Source organism: Deltaproteobacteria bacterium (assembly GCA_013151915.1).
Classification (GTDB): Bacteria; BMS3Abin14; BMS3Abin14; order BMS3Abin14; family BMS3Abin14; genus BMS3ABIN14.
This window is the reverse complement of sequence record JAADHJ010000060.1, coordinates 1-15127: the sequence shown is the minus strand read 5'-3', so window position 1 is coordinate 15127 and position 15127 is coordinate 1. Positions and strand designations below refer to the sequence as shown.

Annotated in this window: 14 protein-coding genes, 1 other RNA gene and 1 pseudogene; 10 read left to right on the top strand and 6 right to left on the bottom strand. The window is 53.9% G+C overall.

Annotated elements, in window-relative coordinates; translation table 11 throughout:
* Positions 1-88 precede the first annotated feature (88 nt).
* From GXP52_10765 to GXP52_10735, 7 genes are all read left to right on the top strand, one after another.
* Positions 89-1345 carry a glutamate-5-semialdehyde dehydrogenase gene (locus tag GXP52_10765; GenBank protein NOY87760.1) on the top strand — a complete coding sequence of 419 codons (1257 nt, stop codon included), beginning with the start codon at positions 89-91 and terminating at the stop codon, positions 1343-1345.
* A 291-nt stretch (positions 1346-1636) separates the two neighbouring features.
* Positions 1637-2269: a nicotinate (nicotinamide) nucleotide adenylyltransferase gene (nadD, locus tag GXP52_10760; GenBank protein ID NOY87759.1), complete on the top strand. Its 633-nt coding sequence runs from the start codon at positions 1637-1639 to the stop codon at positions 2267-2269.
* A complete protein-coding gene (gene rsfS, locus GXP52_10755; protein NOY87758.1) occupies positions 2266-2613 on the top strand; it encodes a ribosome silencing factor in 348 nt (115 codons plus the stop codon). Before nadD ends, rsfS begins: the two co-directional genes overlap by 4 nt.
* Before the next feature lie 141 nt (positions 2614-2754).
* Positions 2755-3114, top strand: coding sequence for a TraR/DksA family transcriptional regulator (locus GXP52_10750; protein ID NOY87757.1), 360 nt, complete (start codon positions 2755-2757; stop codon positions 3112-3114).
* Positions 3111-4451, top strand: coding sequence for a DUF1049 domain-containing protein (locus GXP52_10745; protein ID NOY87756.1), 1341 nt, complete (start codon positions 3111-3113; stop codon positions 4449-4451). Before GXP52_10750 ends, GXP52_10745 begins: the two co-directional genes overlap by 4 nt.
* A 43-nt stretch (positions 4452-4494) precedes the next feature.
* A complete protein-coding gene (locus tag GXP52_10740) occupies positions 4495-6036 on the top strand; it encodes a 2,3-bisphosphoglycerate-independent phosphoglycerate mutase (GenBank protein ID NOY87755.1) in 1542 nt (513 codons plus the stop codon).
* A gap of 171 nt (positions 6037-6207) precedes the next feature.
* The gene (locus GXP52_10735) at positions 6208-6966 is read left to right on the top strand and encodes a ComF family protein (protein ID NOY87754.1); all 759 of its coding nucleotides are present in this window, start codon (positions 6208-6210) and stop codon (positions 6964-6966) included.
* Here the strand turns inward: GXP52_10735 and GXP52_10730 are convergent.
* Both GXP52_10730 and GXP52_10725 read right to left on the bottom strand, forming a co-directional pair.
* Complete coding sequence (locus GXP52_10730; GenBank protein ID NOY87753.1) at positions 6895-7665, bottom strand: inositol monophosphatase; 771 nt, start codon at positions 7663-7665, stop codon at positions 6895-6897. The genes GXP52_10735 and GXP52_10730 overlap by 72 nt on opposite strands.
* A gap of 60 nt (positions 7666-7725) precedes the next feature.
* Positions 7726-7881 (bottom strand): hypothetical protein, encoded by a 156-nt coding sequence (locus GXP52_10725; GenBank protein NOY87752.1) that lies wholly within the window; start codon positions 7879-7881, stop codon positions 7726-7728.
* A gap of 248 nt (positions 7882-8129) precedes the next feature.
* Between GXP52_10725 and smpB the strand changes: the two genes are divergently transcribed.
* Complete coding sequence (gene smpB, locus GXP52_10720) at positions 8130-8585, top strand: SsrA-binding protein SmpB (protein NOY87751.1); 456 nt, start codon at positions 8130-8132, stop codon at positions 8583-8585.
* 118 nt (positions 8586-8703) lie between these two features.
* Here smpB and GXP52_10715 read toward each other — a convergent pair whose 3' ends face one another.
* The 4 genes from GXP52_10715 to GXP52_10700 all read right to left on the bottom strand — a co-directional run bounded on the left by GXP52_10715 (position 8704) and on the right by GXP52_10700 (position 12913).
* Positions 8704-9750 carry a hypothetical protein gene (locus GXP52_10715; GenBank protein ID NOY87750.1) on the bottom strand — a complete coding sequence of 349 codons (1047 nt, stop codon included), beginning with the start codon at positions 9748-9750 and terminating at the stop codon, positions 8704-8706.
* A 324-nt stretch (positions 9751-10074) separates the two neighbouring features.
* Complete coding sequence (locus tag GXP52_10710; protein ID NOY87749.1) at positions 10075-10341, bottom strand: hypothetical protein; 267 nt, start codon at positions 10339-10341, stop codon at positions 10075-10077.
* Between the two features lie 507 nt (positions 10342-10848).
* Positions 10849-11499, bottom strand: coding sequence for a response regulator (locus tag GXP52_10705; GenBank protein ID NOY87748.1), 651 nt, complete (start codon positions 11497-11499; stop codon positions 10849-10851).
* Positions 11477-12913 (bottom strand): sensor histidine kinase, encoded by a 1437-nt coding sequence (locus tag GXP52_10700; GenBank protein NOY87747.1) that lies wholly within the window; start codon positions 12911-12913, stop codon positions 11477-11479. The genes GXP52_10705 and GXP52_10700 overlap by 23 nt, the downstream gene beginning before the upstream one ends.
* A 407-nt stretch (positions 12914-13320) precedes the next feature.
* Between GXP52_10700 and ssrA the strand changes: the two genes are divergently transcribed.
* Positions 13321-13673, top strand: a transfer-messenger RNA (tmRNA) gene (ssrA, locus tag GXP52_10695).
* An 814-nt stretch (positions 13674-14487) separates the two neighbouring features.
* A pseudogene (locus GXP52_10690) lies at positions 14488-14610 on the top strand (HNH endonuclease).
* Positions 14611-15127 lie beyond the last annotated feature (517 nt).

The following is a 15127-nucleotide window of genomic DNA, read 5'->3' as shown; positions in this document are numbered from 1 at the left end:
GGGGACGTAGTTAAGTTGTTAAGTTGTTAGGTTACTGGAGAAACAACTTAACAACTTAACTACGTCCCCCAAGGATGGGAGAACTGTAATGCAAATAAATAATATGATGAGAGAGATGGGGATCAAAGCCAGAGAGGCGGGGAGATCCCTGGCGCGGGCCAATCCGGGGGATAAGAACCGTGCCCTGGAAGCCATAGCGGGCGGTCTTAGAGAATCCGAGGAGAGGCTCATCTCCGAAAACCTGAAGGACCTTCGAGATGGAGAAAAAGCCGGCCTGTCATCCGCAATGCTCGATCGCCTTCGGCTGACCGGAAAACGTGTCGAGGATATGGCCCTGGCAGTGGAGGAGATAGCCGCCCTGCCCGATCCGGTGGGCGAAATCACCCGCGTCTGGACGAGACCCAGTGGATTAAAGGTCGGTCGGATGAGAGTACCCATCGGTGTTATCGGAATCATATATGAATCCCGTCCCAACGTGACCATCGATGCCGCCGCCCTGTGTCTCAAATCGGGGAACGCCTGTATTCTCAAAGGGGGTTCCGAGGCCATTTACTCCAACCGCGCCCTGGCCGGTGTTTTTCGAAAGGGGGTTGCTGAAGCGGGCCTGCCCGGGGATGCCGCCCAGGTTGTGCCGACCACCGATCGTAAAGCGGTGAGAGCCCTGTTGACCCTCGACGATTACGTGGACCTGATAATTCCAAGGGGAGGCAAAGGGCTCATCCGGATGATCATGGAGAACTCAACGATTCCCGTTATCAAGCATCTGGATGGGGTCTGCCATACCTACGTTGACGCCGCCGCTGATATTGCTATGGCCATCGGGATATGTATGAACGCAAAGCTTAATCGACCGGGAACCTGCAATGCCATGGAAACCCTGCTGGTCCATCGCGATATCGCTCCGGACCTTCTTCCTTCCCTCCTTGGCCGGATGAAGGACGAGGAAGTAGTGATCCGCGGCTGCCCGGAAACGCGCCGGCTTGTTGAAGGGGTGGAGGAGGCCGGTGAAGAGGACTGGGCTGCCGAATACCTTGATAAGATTCTCGCAGTAAGAGTGGTCGAGGATATGGATGCGGCTATGGACCATATCGCCAGGTTCGGTTCCGCCCACACAGACGTGATTGTCACCGAAAACCATCGGAATGCGGAGCGTTTCTTAAGAGATGTCGACTCGGCCGCAGTGATGGTCAACGCCTCCTCCCGGCTCAACGACGGCTACATCTTCGGACTTGGGGCTGAGGTCGGCATAAGCACCGACAAACTTCATGCCAGGGGCCCCATGGGGATCGAGGATTTGACGTGCCGGAAGTTCATTGTATTTGGTGACGGGCATTTAAGGGAGTGAGGCAGGTATCGAAAAACCCCGGAACATGGACCAATGTTCAACGTCCAACGGGAAAAAGAACGTTCAAGGTTCAACGTTCAACGTGGGAAAGCGGACATCCTTCGACAGGCTCAGGACAAGCAGGGACGCGAAGACGGAGAGCAAAGTACAGTCATTGCGAGCGATCGTAAGGGAGCGCGGCAATCTCGCGAATGTGGACGGGATCGCTTCGCATATCGAAGTACCCCTGACCCTTCTTTTTAAGACTCTGGACTTTTGACTCTGGACTCTAGGCGCTGAGGTATCGAAAAGGTGAAGAAGGTCGGAATATTCGGCGGGACTTTCGATCCTGTCCACCTTGGCCATCTGCGGGCGGCCGAGGAGTTCGCCGAGGGGTTGAAGCTTGACCATGTCATTATGGTTCCATCAGCCAATCCGCCCCACAGGGATGAATCTCCGGGGGCCGCGCCCCGGGACCGGCTGGAGATGCTTCGCTTGGCAACCAAAGCCAATCCCAGGTTGGAGGCATCCGATCTGGAAATTGAACGGGGTGGATCGTCCTATACCGTTGACACGCTGCGGGAGGTCAGGCGCAGACAGCCCGACTGGGAACTATTCATGGCTTTAGGGACGGATGCGTACAAGGATTTCTCTCAATGGCGCCGGCCCGGGGATGTGATATCTCTTGCCCACCTGGTGCTTCTCACCCGGCCCGGGTTTCCGGTGGATCTCCTTGGCCCCCTTCCGAAGGTCCTTCGCGCGAAGTATACCCCGGAGGGAGATATGTATCGCCATTCTGCCGGAACGACCCTTCGAGCCATCCCCGTTTCCGCCCTGGATATTTCAGCCAGCCGTATCCGTTTTATGGTGTCCCATGGCCTCAGTATCCGGTATCTTGTGCATAGCGATGTGTTCGATTATATCCAAAGAAAGGGGCTCTATTGAACTCTTCAGATTATGCCCGTCTTGCCGTCGGGTCAGGGTTGGACAGGAAAGCTCTGGATCCTGTCGCCCTTGACCTCAGGGGAATTTCCTCGGTCGCGGATTTTTTCGTAATTCTTACCGGAACATCGGATCGGCATGTCCAGGCTCTGGCCGAGAATATCATGGAGGCGTTCAAGGCTGTAGGAGTTTCCCTGTTGGGTTCCGAGGGCTTGCGGGAGGGGAAGTGGATTCTCCTTGATTATGGCGAGGTGGTCGTCCATGTTTTCCTGGAACCTGTGCGGGAATATTATGATATAGAGAGGCTTTGGGTTGATGCTCCCCGCCTTGATTTCGAGCCGCAATAACCTGAACGGAACGGACGGGAAACGGAGGTTGTCAAACATTATGACTTCTTAAAAAGTCATAAATGGATTTTTTACGACCCTATCAACGTTCGAAAATTGAAACCGTTGGCGAAAGCCCGTAATATTTCTTGAGGGAGTTAAATGTCCAAAGCCGAATTTGATAAGTACATGGCGCTTCTTCTCGAAAGGAGAATGGAGCTGAATGAATTGCTGGCGAAAAGATCGAAGGATGCCCTGGATGCAAGCCGGGAGGAAGAAAAAGACACTTTGGAGCGTGCCCGAGCAAGTTATGCAAACGATTTTAATATCAGCTTGAGGGAAAAGATCATCCGGGATATCAGGGAAATTGACCAGGCACTGGAGAAGATCACCGCCGGTGAATTCGGAATCTGTGAACTTTGCGGGGAAGAGATTCAGAAAAAACGGCTGGAAGTCCGTCCCAATGCCCGGTATTGTATCAGGTGCAAGGAAGATATTGAAAAAAGAGGAGTGTTCAAGTGAGCCGAATCGTAACGATAATCCTGTTGATCATGGTGATAGCGTTCTCGTACTTTGCCTATTACAACCAGAACGATGTCACAGTCCTTCTCTGGCGTGGCCAGGCCTCGGAAGTTCCCCTGCTCGGTGTTGTCCTGGTTTCCATGGGAATAGGCGCCCTCTTTGTCCTGACCCTCTTTGGAATCAGGGGAATCCGCAGGACCTATGTGCAGGTTTTAGAAAGGATGAAAAGGAAACGCAGAGAGAAGGCGGAGGAACTTTACAACAAGGGCGTGGACGCTCACCTTTCCGGGAAAGAGGATAAGGCAGTAAAATTCCTCGAGGATGCAGTGGGTAAGGATTCCGAATTTCTCCTCCCCTTTTTCAGGCTGGGCAAGGTCTACCTGGGGAAAGGCAAGGTGGACCAGGCCATCGCCCTGCACCAGAAGGCAAGGGTTGCCCATCCAAAAGACCTTCGTCTGCTTCTCATGCTCGTCGATGACTTTATTGCCGCTGAAAAGTTCCAGGACGCGGCGGCGGTGTTAAAAGAGATTATCGGCAGAGATGACGGCAATCGGACGGCACTGACGATCCTCCGAGATATTCAGGAGCGGGAGGATGACTGGGACGGGGCTGTAGACACACAGAGGAAACTCCTTAAAATCAGCGGCAAGGCCGAAGACGCCCAGGCCTATCTGACCGGCCTGAAATATCAGTCAGCAGCCGACCTCGTTAAAAAGGGGGAGTATGATAAGGCTGTCAAGCTTTTAAAGGAGGTCTTGAAGGAAGCGCCGGACTTTGTGCCGGCAACTGTTTCTCGTGGTGAGGCTTTTATTGCGATGGGTAAGCAGGATGAAGGATTGAAGGTTCTCATTGAGGGATATCGTTCTCGGAAAAACCCGGTTTTTCTTCAGGTGCTGGAGGATAAACTTCTGGAGCAGGAGAACCCCGGCAAGCTTATCGAGATCTATCAGGAACTGTTGGAGAAAATGCCCGACGATGTTTTCCTGAACCTTTTCTACGGCAAGACATGCCTGCGCCTGGAAATGGTGGACCAGGGCCTGATGGCCTTGAAAAAGGTCGAGTCATTCCGATACGATTCCCCGTTCCTGCACGCTCTCCTTGGAGAGGCCAAAGCAAAGCGTGAGCGGTTCGAAGATGCCGTCGAGGAGTTTCGAAAGTACATGGATATTTCCCTTGGGATGAGCCCTCAGTACCAGTGCGGTAATTGCGGGTACACCACCCGCAAATGGTCTGCGCGGTGTGAATCGTGTAGTAGATGGAATACCCTGACCCTTCCGGCGCTCGATGAGGTTGCTGCGTTGCCTGCCGCAGCCCCCCGATACGAAAGTCAGGAGTAGGGCTGTTGTCTTCGGATGAACCTGGATTGATGATGACCATTAAATGAGCAGGAAGATTCCGGCAGTATTGATGGTCCTCGATGGCTGGGGAGTATCCTCCGGCGACTCCAAAGACGCCATCGCTTCGGCCCGAACCCCGGCCATGGACGCTCTTGTACGACGTTTCCCGACCTCTACGTTGGGCGCCTCCGGCGAGGATGTGGGGTTGCCGGACGGACAGATCGGCAACTCGGAAGTAGGGCACCTCAACCTCGGGGCCGGCAGGATCGTTGACCAGGATTTTACGAGGATCAACAAGGCCATCCGGTCGGGAGCTTTCCAGAAAAATCCTGTTTTTCTGGAGGCGTTCAGGCGGATCAAGAATGCTTCAGGAAGCCTCCATGTCATGGGTCTCATGTCCGATGGCGGTGTGCACAGCCACATCGACCAGATAAAGGCCCTCGTCTCCCTCGCCGCCCAAAATGATGTGGAAAGAATCTTCGTCCACGCTTTCATGGACGGCAGGGACACACCCCCAAACAGCGGCATCAACCACATCCGGGAAATGGAATCCCACCTGGCCTCCCTCGGAAACGCGGAGATGGCCACCGTATCCGGGCGTTTTTATGCCATGGACAGGGATAACAGGTGGGAGCGGGTTCATAGGGCCTACAGCGCCATGGTGTCGGGCGAAGGGATCTTCGCCTCCAGCGGCTCTGACGCGGTTAAAGCGGCTTATGACAGGGGAGAAACCGACGAGTTTATCCTGCCTTCAGTGATAAGGAGCGCATCCGGACCGGTTGGGCGGATCTCGAACGGCGATGGTGTGATCTTCATGAATTTTCGAAGCGACCGGGCAAGGGAGATAACCCACGCATTGAATGATGATCTGTTTTCCGGTTTTAAGCGGGAGAAGATACCGAAGCTTTCCGTTTATGTCTGTCTTGCTGAATACGACGAAAACTTCCCCTATCCAGTGGCCTTCCCGCCGGTTCCGTTGACCGGCATTTTGGGAGAGGTTCTCAGTGAGAATGGCCTGACCCAGTTCCGGATCGCCGAGACGGAGAAATATGCCCATGTCACCTTCTTCTTCAACGGAGGCGAGGAACGCGCGTTAAGGGGCGAGGACCGTTGTCTTGTCCCATCACCCAAGGATGTGCCGACCTACGACCTCAAACCTCAGATGAGCGCCGATGCCGTAACGAACGAGCTTGTTGCGAGACTGGATTCAGGCAGGTACGATTTCCTCCTGGTGAACTACGCCAATCCCGACATGGTTGGGCACACGGGCGTTTTTAGTGCCGCCGTTGCCGCTATCGAGGAGGTTGACAGGTGTGTCGGCAGGGTGGCGGCCATGGTTGAGGAGGTGGGAGGTACCATGATCATTACAGCAGACCATGGAAACGCCGAATCCATGCTGGACTCTGATGGGATTCCCCTTACTGCCCACACCACCCACCGCGTTCCCCTCATCCTCGTGGGGCCGGGGTTTCGGCCGGGCGCACCGGAAATCCGCCAGGGCCGCCTGGCCGACGTTGCACCCACGATTCTGAAAATCCTTGGTGTCCCCCAACCCCGGGAGATGACTGGACAACCGTTATTCTAGCCGGATCCCGGCTCAAAAGTCCAGAGTCCAGAGGGGAAAGCGGACACAGGGACGCGAAGACGTTCTTTATCCCGTTGAACGTCGGACCTTGAACGTCGGACCTTGAACGTTACTTCCCTACATTTTCCGTCCAGGACGGGGTGTGGCATCCATTTTGCTCATACCCCGGGCATGTCAGCAAAAGAACTTAAGCGTTCCCTTCTCGATGCGCTCTTTCCCCCCTTCTGCCTGCTCTGCGGCGGGCCTGCGGAAGGGCGGTTCCCCCACTGCTGTGAGCGATGTCTGACCGTGATGGAACCTCTGCCGAGTTATGTTTGCAGCCGATGCGGAGAGCCTTTCCGCGTTCCCGATGACCCCCACCTCTGCCTGAGATGCATTCTGAAAAAACCCCCATTCCAATGGTGCCGTGGACTTTTCCGGTATAGCGACGAGTTGGCCATGGCCATAACCCTCCTGAAATTTCAGGGAAAACTGTCTCTCCTGGGACCCCTTCAATGGGCGGTGAAAAGGGGTGTGGAAGGTATTGATCTTCCACCTGTGGACGGGATTGTCCCGGTTCCCATACACTTTAAAAGGCTCATGAAGAGAGGTTTCAACCAGGCGGAGGTGTTGGCGAAGCCGCTGGCGGAAATATTAAACGTACCCATATTGCCGGCGGCTCTCACGAGGGTGAAGGAGAAACCCCAGGTGGGTCTTGGGCTGAAGGAAAGGGAGCGAAACGCTCGGGATGGATACGTTTTGAACGGGGAGGGCGGGAGCCTCGCCGGGATGCGGCTCATCCTTTTTGACGATGTTTATACCAGCGGGGCTACGGCACGGGTGTGCAGCAGAGTCCTCAGGCGAGCGGGGGCAACCGTCTCAGTCCTTACTCTTGCTCGGAGCATGAGAATCCAGGATCTGCACCATCTCCCTGTGGATCCTCTGATTTGAGGCGATAACCCTTGCGCCATCCAGGATGACAGGTTTTCCCTCGAAATCGGTCACTAATCCCCCGGATTCCTTGACAATGAGAACGCCGGCCGCGATGTCCCACGGCTTCAGGTTTAATTCCCAGAAACCGTCCAATCGGCCGCACGCAACGAAGCACAGGTCCAGGGCGGCGCTTCCACAGCGCCTGATTCCCTGAGCTCGAACCGCCATCTTGCCGAAGTTATCCAGGTTGGTCTCATCGTTATCCCTGATATTGTATGGAAAACCGGTTGCCAGCAGACTCCGGTTGAGATCCGCTGTTATGGAAACGGATATTGGTTGTCCATTGAGGGATGCTCCCTCCCCTTTGACTGCCGAGAAGGTTTCCTCCGATATTGGGTTATGGACTACCCCGCATATGGTCTCCCCTCGGTAGACTATGGCTATGGATACGCTGAAGACAGGAAATCTGTGGACATAATTGATGGTACCGTCGAGGGGATCAACTATCCAGATGTGGCCATCCAGCCCCTTGTCATCGAGATCCTCCTCTGCCAGAATACCATGCCCGGGATAGCCGGTCCTTATTTCGTCCGCAATGATATTCTGGGCTATGTGATCCATCTCGGTAACGAGATCCACCTCGCCTTTGTATTCGACCTCAAACTCGGTCGTCAGCCTGTTTTTGAGAACCAGGCCGGCCCTCCGGGCGATCCGAATAGCGTCGACTAAAAAGTCCTGGGCGTTATGTGGTTGATTGTCCGTACCGGTCAATGTAATTTATATATCCTCCACAAGGGTTATGGGATCATCCGGTGATCGCCTGATAACTTTGAGCGGACATAAGCAAAAGGCGCAGAAAACCGTCTGACCGTTCCTCTCGGTTCCATCCAGAGGAACATCGGCTCTGCATACGGGACAGGGTATGTCTTTCATGGTAGCATCTCTATAACCATCTGTTATGCTTGCAAAAGAACGATATCTCATAAGCCTCCTTCTTGCAAGCTTCCTCCTTGCCTGGGGGGCGTCCGACCTGTCGGCGAAGACCACCCGCCTGGATGATCTGAAAAAGCAGTACTACTTTGGAGGTGAAGATGGAGGCCGTGGAAAGCATCAAGGCGCGGCGTCGTTGCGGTCCGTGCCCTGGTTAACACCGAGATCAGGGGCTCATCGGGAGGCGGAGAATGACAGCGGGTCGTACAATAGTCGTTAACCGCCAGGCGCGGTACAACTTTGAAATTATAGAGACCATCGAGGCCGGAATCTCCCTCGTGGGCACGGAGGTAAAGTCCATTCGGGAGGGGAAGGCCAATATCAAGGAGAGCTACGCCGACATACGGGACGGCGAGGTCTTCCTTGTAGGCGCCCACATCAGTCCATATACTCAGGGCAACATCAACAACCACGAACCGCTTAGAGAGCGCAAACTCCTGCTGCACGCACGGGAGATCAGGAAACTCACCGGAAAGGTGGCCGAAAAGGGGCTGACTCTGGTCCCCCTGCGGCTTTATCTCAAGGGCCGGCGGATTAAATTGGAACTCGGATTGGGGCGCGGGAAGAAACTGCACGACAAACGGGAGACCATCAAACAACGCGATCAGGAGCGGGAAATTGCCAGGGAGATGGAACGGCGCGGATAGAAAGGAATCCGGCTGAAAAAGACTCCCGAACTGTCCCACGGGAACTTATGGACATATTTAAAGAAGGGGTCCTGGAGGACCCCTTCTTTATGTCTGACAGGATTATACTCTCCAGGAGCTAGTGAATCTTCCCGGCATATTTTGCCGCCCACTTCTTGTCCCGGCTGCCGTGGCACTGCAGGCAGGCGAACTCGAGGGTGACGGCGCCGTTGGCGTAGGAGGATTTTGTGCCATCCTTCTCCACCGTTGTGAACATCGCGCCATTGGCGTCCGTGTTGATCTTGAAAATATGGGTGCGCACGTCGCCTACGTATTTGGCTTCAGCGATGGCTGACTTGGTCACCTTTGGCATATGGCACTCGATGCAGGAGATGCCTGACTTGCCGTGGAGGCTCTTGGCGAAGGATTGCGTCTCGCCGTCATGGCACTCGGCGCACTTGGCCGCGTCAACCATGATCGCTCTTTGGTGTGGGTCGTGGCACTCTACACAATCAAGTTCCTTATGGGAGCCGGCGAGCAGTTCGTTGATCTGCTCGTGGTGGCGAATGAAGCCTCCGCTTGCTGGGGGCTTTGGCCCGATACCGCCGCGCTGGTGACACTTGCCGCAGGCGATCGCCGACGAATCCACGGTCACCTTGTTCTTGGCCGGATCAGTGATATGGTCGCTTCCGGGACCGTGGCATTCCTCGCACCCGATACCGTCCTCGATCCAGGTCCCGATCATGCCGGGCAGACCGTCCTGGTGACCACCGGGGTTGTAGGCGGTCATGTGGCAGGGGCCGCACTTGTAGGGTTTTTTCTGCCCTTTGTGATAGAAGGACCATGAGCCGTTATCAAGGTTGTACTGGGTCTTGGCTTCGGACCCGTCTTTTGCCGAGGTGATGATAAAGCCGTTCAGGTCAATGTAGCGGGACTTCTTGTTTGCCCCGCCGATAACGTAGGAAATGTCCCTCCATGCATACCCCTTCGGAAGCGGAAGCTTCGCGAACTTTGCTTCGGCGGCCTTTCTCAGCTTCCAGGGATGCCCGCTGGATTGCCAGTCGTTGTACTGGTCTTGATGGCACTGGAAGCACTGCTCGGAGCCGACATAGAACGACGCCTGGGCCGTGGGCGCCACCATAAGTGCCAGCGCACACAACGAAAATAATACCAGCAATCTCTTCATGATCCCTTCCCCCATTTCTCCTTTTAATGCCGGAATATTCCCTCCTGGAGCCCTGCTGTAATATCGCATGGGCCAAAAAAGGGCAAAACACGAGACATCCATCCTCAATAACAATTATAGCTTAGGAATTATTAAATACGAGAAAAACCGAAAAACCGGGGTCAGGCCACCTGTCCCGAGCCTGTCGAGGGGAAAGGAGCTTGCCGAAGGGGCCGTTGGACATTCCACCATTGCAATAAAAAAGGGACCCCGAAGGGCCCCTCAGATCTCTGACAGGCTGCCGGAGTCGGCAACCCGGTTCAATCATGCACCATAGCTTATTTATTATTTAACCGAAGTGGGGGACGGAGAGGACTTCGGAAGCTGATACTTGATATACGAATGGCCGCTGGCCGCATGACAGCCGTTGCATCCATCAACGGTTTCATTGAATGCTGCCTTAAATTTCTTCCAGTCCTTGGCTTTGACCGTATCGTTCAAATTGTCCAGATATGCGTGCTCAAAATCCTTCAGGGCGGAGGCATGGGCCGGTCGAGTGGCCTCGCCAACTTCCTGGATCTCGCCCGCTTCCTTCAACTGGTAGGCCGCCATGCCCCAATTGCCACCCTTGGCCGCATAATATGCTGTGGAGAAACGGTTGCCATACTCGATCATGACTGTCCCGAGGCCAGGCTGAAGGTCGGAAAGGGTCCTTATTTTCTGATCAGTAGTGCCCTTATTCCAATCGGGGGGCGCAGCGTAGCTCACAGCGGAAAACATCAACAGGCAAGCTGCGGCAAGGATAGCAAGGATGGTCCTCTTCATCGTTTTCATTGTCATAACCTCCTCTATTTCAGTAGTGGTGCGGCCTGTCGGCAGGATCGCCTATTTGACCACCAGTTTCACTTTCCTTTCAAATCAACGACTTGCACTGCAAGCCATTGATTTGAGCGCCCTCCCCGGGCGCTTTGATGACTTTTTGCGAAGTCATCAATATTATTGTTCAAGATCATTAAATACGGGGAAGGGAGGATTAATCCAGATGAAAGATTCTTACAAACAGGCGAATTGTTGTGAATTAAACTTCACCACTTTGGCTTCAACTTTTTTCGAACTTCCTCACGAGGTAAGGTTTTTTACAATAAAATCAAGGCATTCCTTAACCTGTCGGCCCACCGGTGAAAGCATGTAGGATTTCTTTTTATCCTGTTCGATGAGGCCGTTCTCCCTGAGGACCTTCAGGTGAAAGTTCATCTTGGTATGATCCGGCATTTCCAGCTTGCGGGCCAGGTCCATGAAACGGACCGTCCCCTCCTGGGCGAGGATGTAGAGGACCTTCCGGCGTGTGATGTTGGCAAGACTGCTGAAGGTGTCATCCATGTCCAGGAAGAGCTTGCAGGATAAGAACCGTCCCTCTTCCAGGTTTTTCCGCACGGTTGTGAGGAGTTCGTCGATTTTGAAAGGTTTTGCGATATAATCATTGGCCCCCTTCTTCATGGACTCCACCGCGTTTCCCACGGTGGAAAAGGCCGTAATAACGATAATCCTTGCACCGGGACAGGTTCTCTGGAAAAGTGGGATTGCATCCATCCCCCCCATGCCGGGCATGATCAGGTCGAGGAGAATCAGGTCCACCGGCTCATCGTCCAGAAGCTCGATGGCCTTTTCGCTTCGATCTGCCGAAAGGACCTCATATCCGTCGTTTTTCAGGATCTCGGTCAGGTTCTCCCGAAGTTCCGTGTCGTCATCAACTACCAGAATTCTGGACATATTTTCCCTCCGTCGGGGGAAAAACCAGGGTGACTGTGGTCCCCCGGCCCTCTTTGCTCGCTATGTCGATCTTGCCCCCGTGCATCTCCATTATACCGAAACAGATGGACAGGCCCAGGCCCGTTCCCTCCCCGACCTCTTTTGTAGTGAAGAACGGATCCATCACCGCGTCGATCTGTTCGGTCGGGATGCCGGTCCCGGTGTCAGTAACCCGGACAACGACCTCCCCGTTTTCCCCGCGGGCCTCAACGTGAATCGACCCCCCATCAGGCATGGCGTCGATGGCGTTGATGAAGATGTTAAGGAAAACCTCCTCCAGTTTCCATGGAATGGCACGGACGACGGGAGACCCCTCCATGTCCAGGGTGATGCTGTGACTCTTCCATTTGGCGCGCACAAGATCAAGAGTGCTCTGGATCACATCGCCAATGCCGGTCAAAGAAAACTCTGCCGGCCTGTCGCTGGAAAAATCAAGCAGTTCCCGGACTATCCTGGAAGCCCGGTCGATATTTCCCTCGATGGCCGTCAGCCTTTTGGGGAAAGACGGCCCTTCAGGACCCTGCGCCAGTTCCTTCTTGAGCATCTCCACATTGATGGAAGCGTTTGCCAGGGGGTTGTTTATCTCGTGGGCGATGCCTGCAGCAAGTTTCCCCATGGAGCTGAGCTTCTCCGACTTTGCGAAGCGCATGAGCCGCTCCTCGATCAGCGATTTTCTCTCCACATCGAAGATGTACAGAGCGTTCATGATGAAGTGAAGTATGGCGAAGGCGGTTATCCCTCTAATAAATTCAACCGGCACGCCAAGCAACGGAACGATGGATCCTGAGGGGATCGTACCGGTCGCAAGGCCATAGAGGATAAGGGAAATTCCGGCACCGGCGAAATTAAGGCCCCCTTTTCTGCTTATTTGCAGAACGGTCCTGGAGAAGATGAAAAAGCCGCATCCCGATAGAAACGCCGCCGGCAGAGCGATGATGGTGCGCATGCGCAGGTCAGCCATTGAAAAGAAGTCCATCGAGCTCCTGTTGTCCGCCGTCAGAACCAGGCCGAACCACGTTACGACAATGATCACCGAGAACAGGGAAAACCAGTGCCGTTTTGCGGGGAGAACGTACCCCATGACCATGGTTCCAAAAAGGAGAAGAAAGCCGAAGGAGATGAACATTATCGTTATCTGAGCGATTTGAAAGTTTGCAGCAAGTTGCGCGGCAACAGGCTCAGACTGCAGATTCAGATACATTTCAAACCACTCGTGGATCCCGTGACTGTAGGCAAATAGCGCGAAAATCCAGAGATACCTGGCGATGCCAAGATTGCTGGCACTCGTGTCCTTGGATGTAATCGCCACCCCTATGGCGAAAAAGACACCGCCGTAGAAGAGATAGAGGATGAATATGAGGAATTCCTTCGGCATAGGTGGAATGATATATGAACTGGGCAAAAAGGAAAGGTCCTGCGCCTAACGGGATAAAAATGAAGAACGTTCAACGTTCAAGGTTCAAGGTTCAATGGGGTGCCCTTCAACAGTTCGACAGGCTCGGGACAGGCAGGGTTTTTTCAGGAGAGATTCACAGAGAAGATCCAACCATAAGGCCCTGGTTTTAAACTTCTCGAAACTTCGTTAACTTGCGGTTAATAAGCTTTCGCCCTGTGTCACCCTGCCTGCCGGCCGTAGCTTTACGCGAAGGCCGATGAAACCCCGTGTACTCTGTGTTAAATTGTCTTTTTACCCGATCTGGTATTCATCCAGGCACTCATTTACGGGATGAACCCTTTTTTATATCCTTGAATTAACTCGATATGTGGTTAAAATATAACTGTGGGGGCGAGTCGGTTTCGACGGGGGTCAATGACGCCCGTGGCGCATGCCGAGGTACCGGTGGCCTCGTTAAACACCGGTCGTAAATAGCTGCCAACGATACTGGCTACGCACTGGCCGCTTAATCGCGGTCAGCGTCACGCCGCCGGAGCCTGAAACGGCGGGTCGTGATGTCATAAGGTCAGGCTTGTTCCCTCAGGCCGCCCGGTCATGAGGGGAGACTCCTTAACCGGGCTCATCTTCCGGTATTCCTGTCCGTGGGATCGCCGGCGGAGAAATTAAACACGGACTAAGCATGTAGGGCCGCGAGGCTGATAGCTTCCGGACGCGGGTTCGACTCCCGCCGCCTCCACCACTCGACGCACAAAAAAGGCCGCCTCAAAATGAGGTAGGCCTTTTTGTTTGCTCGTGGCAGGCCACGTTGCGGTAGCCGCTCGACACGAGCAGCGGCGAGTTGTCCTGAGCAAGCGACCAGTTGGTAATGAGGGAGCGCGTCGAAGGGCACTCTAGTGTTTGCTCGAGACCGCCCCGAATGCGGCATTCGTGCCACGGGTCACGCCCGGAGCGTGATCGAGTTTCCCTGCCTGTACTGCCATAGCTCAAAGAGCGAAGTCGGAAGCATGTCGCGGGGAGCAGCTCTTTAACCCAAAGTTTGGTTCATCCGGTTAATGCGTACCTTATATTATTATTTTGCTGTCATTGCGAGGAGCATTGAGGGAGACGAGAGTGACGCGGCAATCCTGATGATCAAAAGCTTATTTAACACAGTCACGCCGATGGCGTGACTTGAAGGTCACACCACCCTTCGACGCGCTGACGCTTGCTCAGGACAGGCAGATTTTTTTCAAGTGAGGTTCACAGAGAAGATCCAACCATAAGGCCCTGGTTTTAAACTTCTCGAAACTTCGTTAACTTGCGGTCAATTAGCTTTCGCCCTGTGCATAAGGAAAAACAAAGCTATTGAATTGACCCTGTGTACCCTTAACCCTGTGTCCTCTGTGTTGAATTATCTTTTCTGAACCTTGCCTGCCGTGAGCAAGCGAAGCGCGCCGAACGGTGTTAAATTGTCTTTTTACCCGATCTGGTATTCATTCAGGTACGCATTTCCAGGATGACCCAATTTTTCTTGCCGTGAATGTGGGTGGAACCAGGAACAATGGGACAAGGCAGATCCCCGCCACCTTGAACTTCACCACATTGAGCCACATGTGAAAGGTGGCGAAAATATAGAAGAGAATCTTCTTGCGGTATGTACAAGTTGTCATGATGAGATACATCGTAATGAAGATTGAGGATTAATTACTTACAAGTATGAAAAAAGATTCCTACTGGGGTATCGATTGGGGCCAGGCAGTGAATTGCGGCGTTCCCGAGCGTATCAGTTAATTTTGGAAACGATCTTACTGATGGTCGTCCGGTCAAAGCCCAGAAAACCTCCTATCTCCGACCAGGCGGCCTCCCTTTTCGATAAAGAAACCCAGGCAAGAGCTTTGCAAAAGTGGGGAATGGAAGGTATGATTAACTTGCTTAGGGTATGGCTATTGCCATATTCCCGGCCTGACCCCCTTAGTTTCTGGTGTTTGAAGCCAAGGTCGGATTACTCGTAGTACTTCGGGAAAAGCGTCCAGAAAAGGCTATGGATTGTTGCCCAAAGGTGTGAAAGGTGAGCCTGTCAGCCGAAGCCTCGTGCGAAGGTTGGAAACGACCCCGCGGGTTTGCCCCACGACCCCGGTCAGTTCCTAACTTTTATCCTTTCCATATGGAGCCGGGACCTCTCTCGCGAGCCGGTCTCCAAGTAGATCCTTGCGA

What these genes read in the sequence shown, in the direction of transcription:
- GXP52_10700 (NOY87747.1), bottom strand. Translation starts at nt 12,913, where the DNA reads ATGCCGAAGGAATTCCTCATATTCATCCTCTATCTCTTCTACGGCGGT.
- GXP52_10710 (NOY87749.1), bottom strand. Translation starts at nt 10,341, where the DNA reads ATGGCGGCCTACCAGTTGAAGGAAGCGGGCGAGATCCAGGAAGTTGGC.
- GXP52_10715 (NOY87750.1), bottom strand. Translation starts at nt 9,750, where the DNA reads ATGAAGAGATTGCTGGTATTATTTTCGTTGTGTGCGCTGGCACTTATG.
- smpB (NOY87751.1), top strand. Translation starts at nt 8,130, where the DNA reads ATGACAGCGGGTCGTACAATAGTCGTTAACCGCCAGGCGCGGTACAAC.
- GXP52_10765 (NOY87760.1), top strand. Translation starts at nt 89, where the DNA reads ATGCAAATAAATAATATGATGAGAGAGATGGGGATCAAAGCCAGAGAG.
- GXP52_10725 (NOY87752.1), bottom strand. Translation starts at nt 7,881, where the DNA reads ATGAAAGACATACCCTGTCCCGTATGCAGAGCCGATGTTCCTCTGGAT.
- GXP52_10740 (NOY87755.1), top strand. Translation starts at nt 4,495, where the DNA reads ATGAGCAGGAAGATTCCGGCAGTATTGATGGTCCTCGATGGCTGGGGA.
- GXP52_10750 (NOY87757.1), top strand. Translation starts at nt 2,755, where the DNA reads ATGTCCAAAGCCGAATTTGATAAGTACATGGCGCTTCTTCTCGAAAGG.
- GXP52_10705 (NOY87748.1), bottom strand. Translation starts at nt 11,499, where the DNA reads ATGTCCAGAATTCTGGTAGTTGATGACGACACGGAACTTCGGGAGAAC.
- GXP52_10735 (NOY87754.1), top strand. Translation starts at nt 6,208, where the DNA reads ATGTCAGCAAAAGAACTTAAGCGTTCCCTTCTCGATGCGCTCTTTCCC.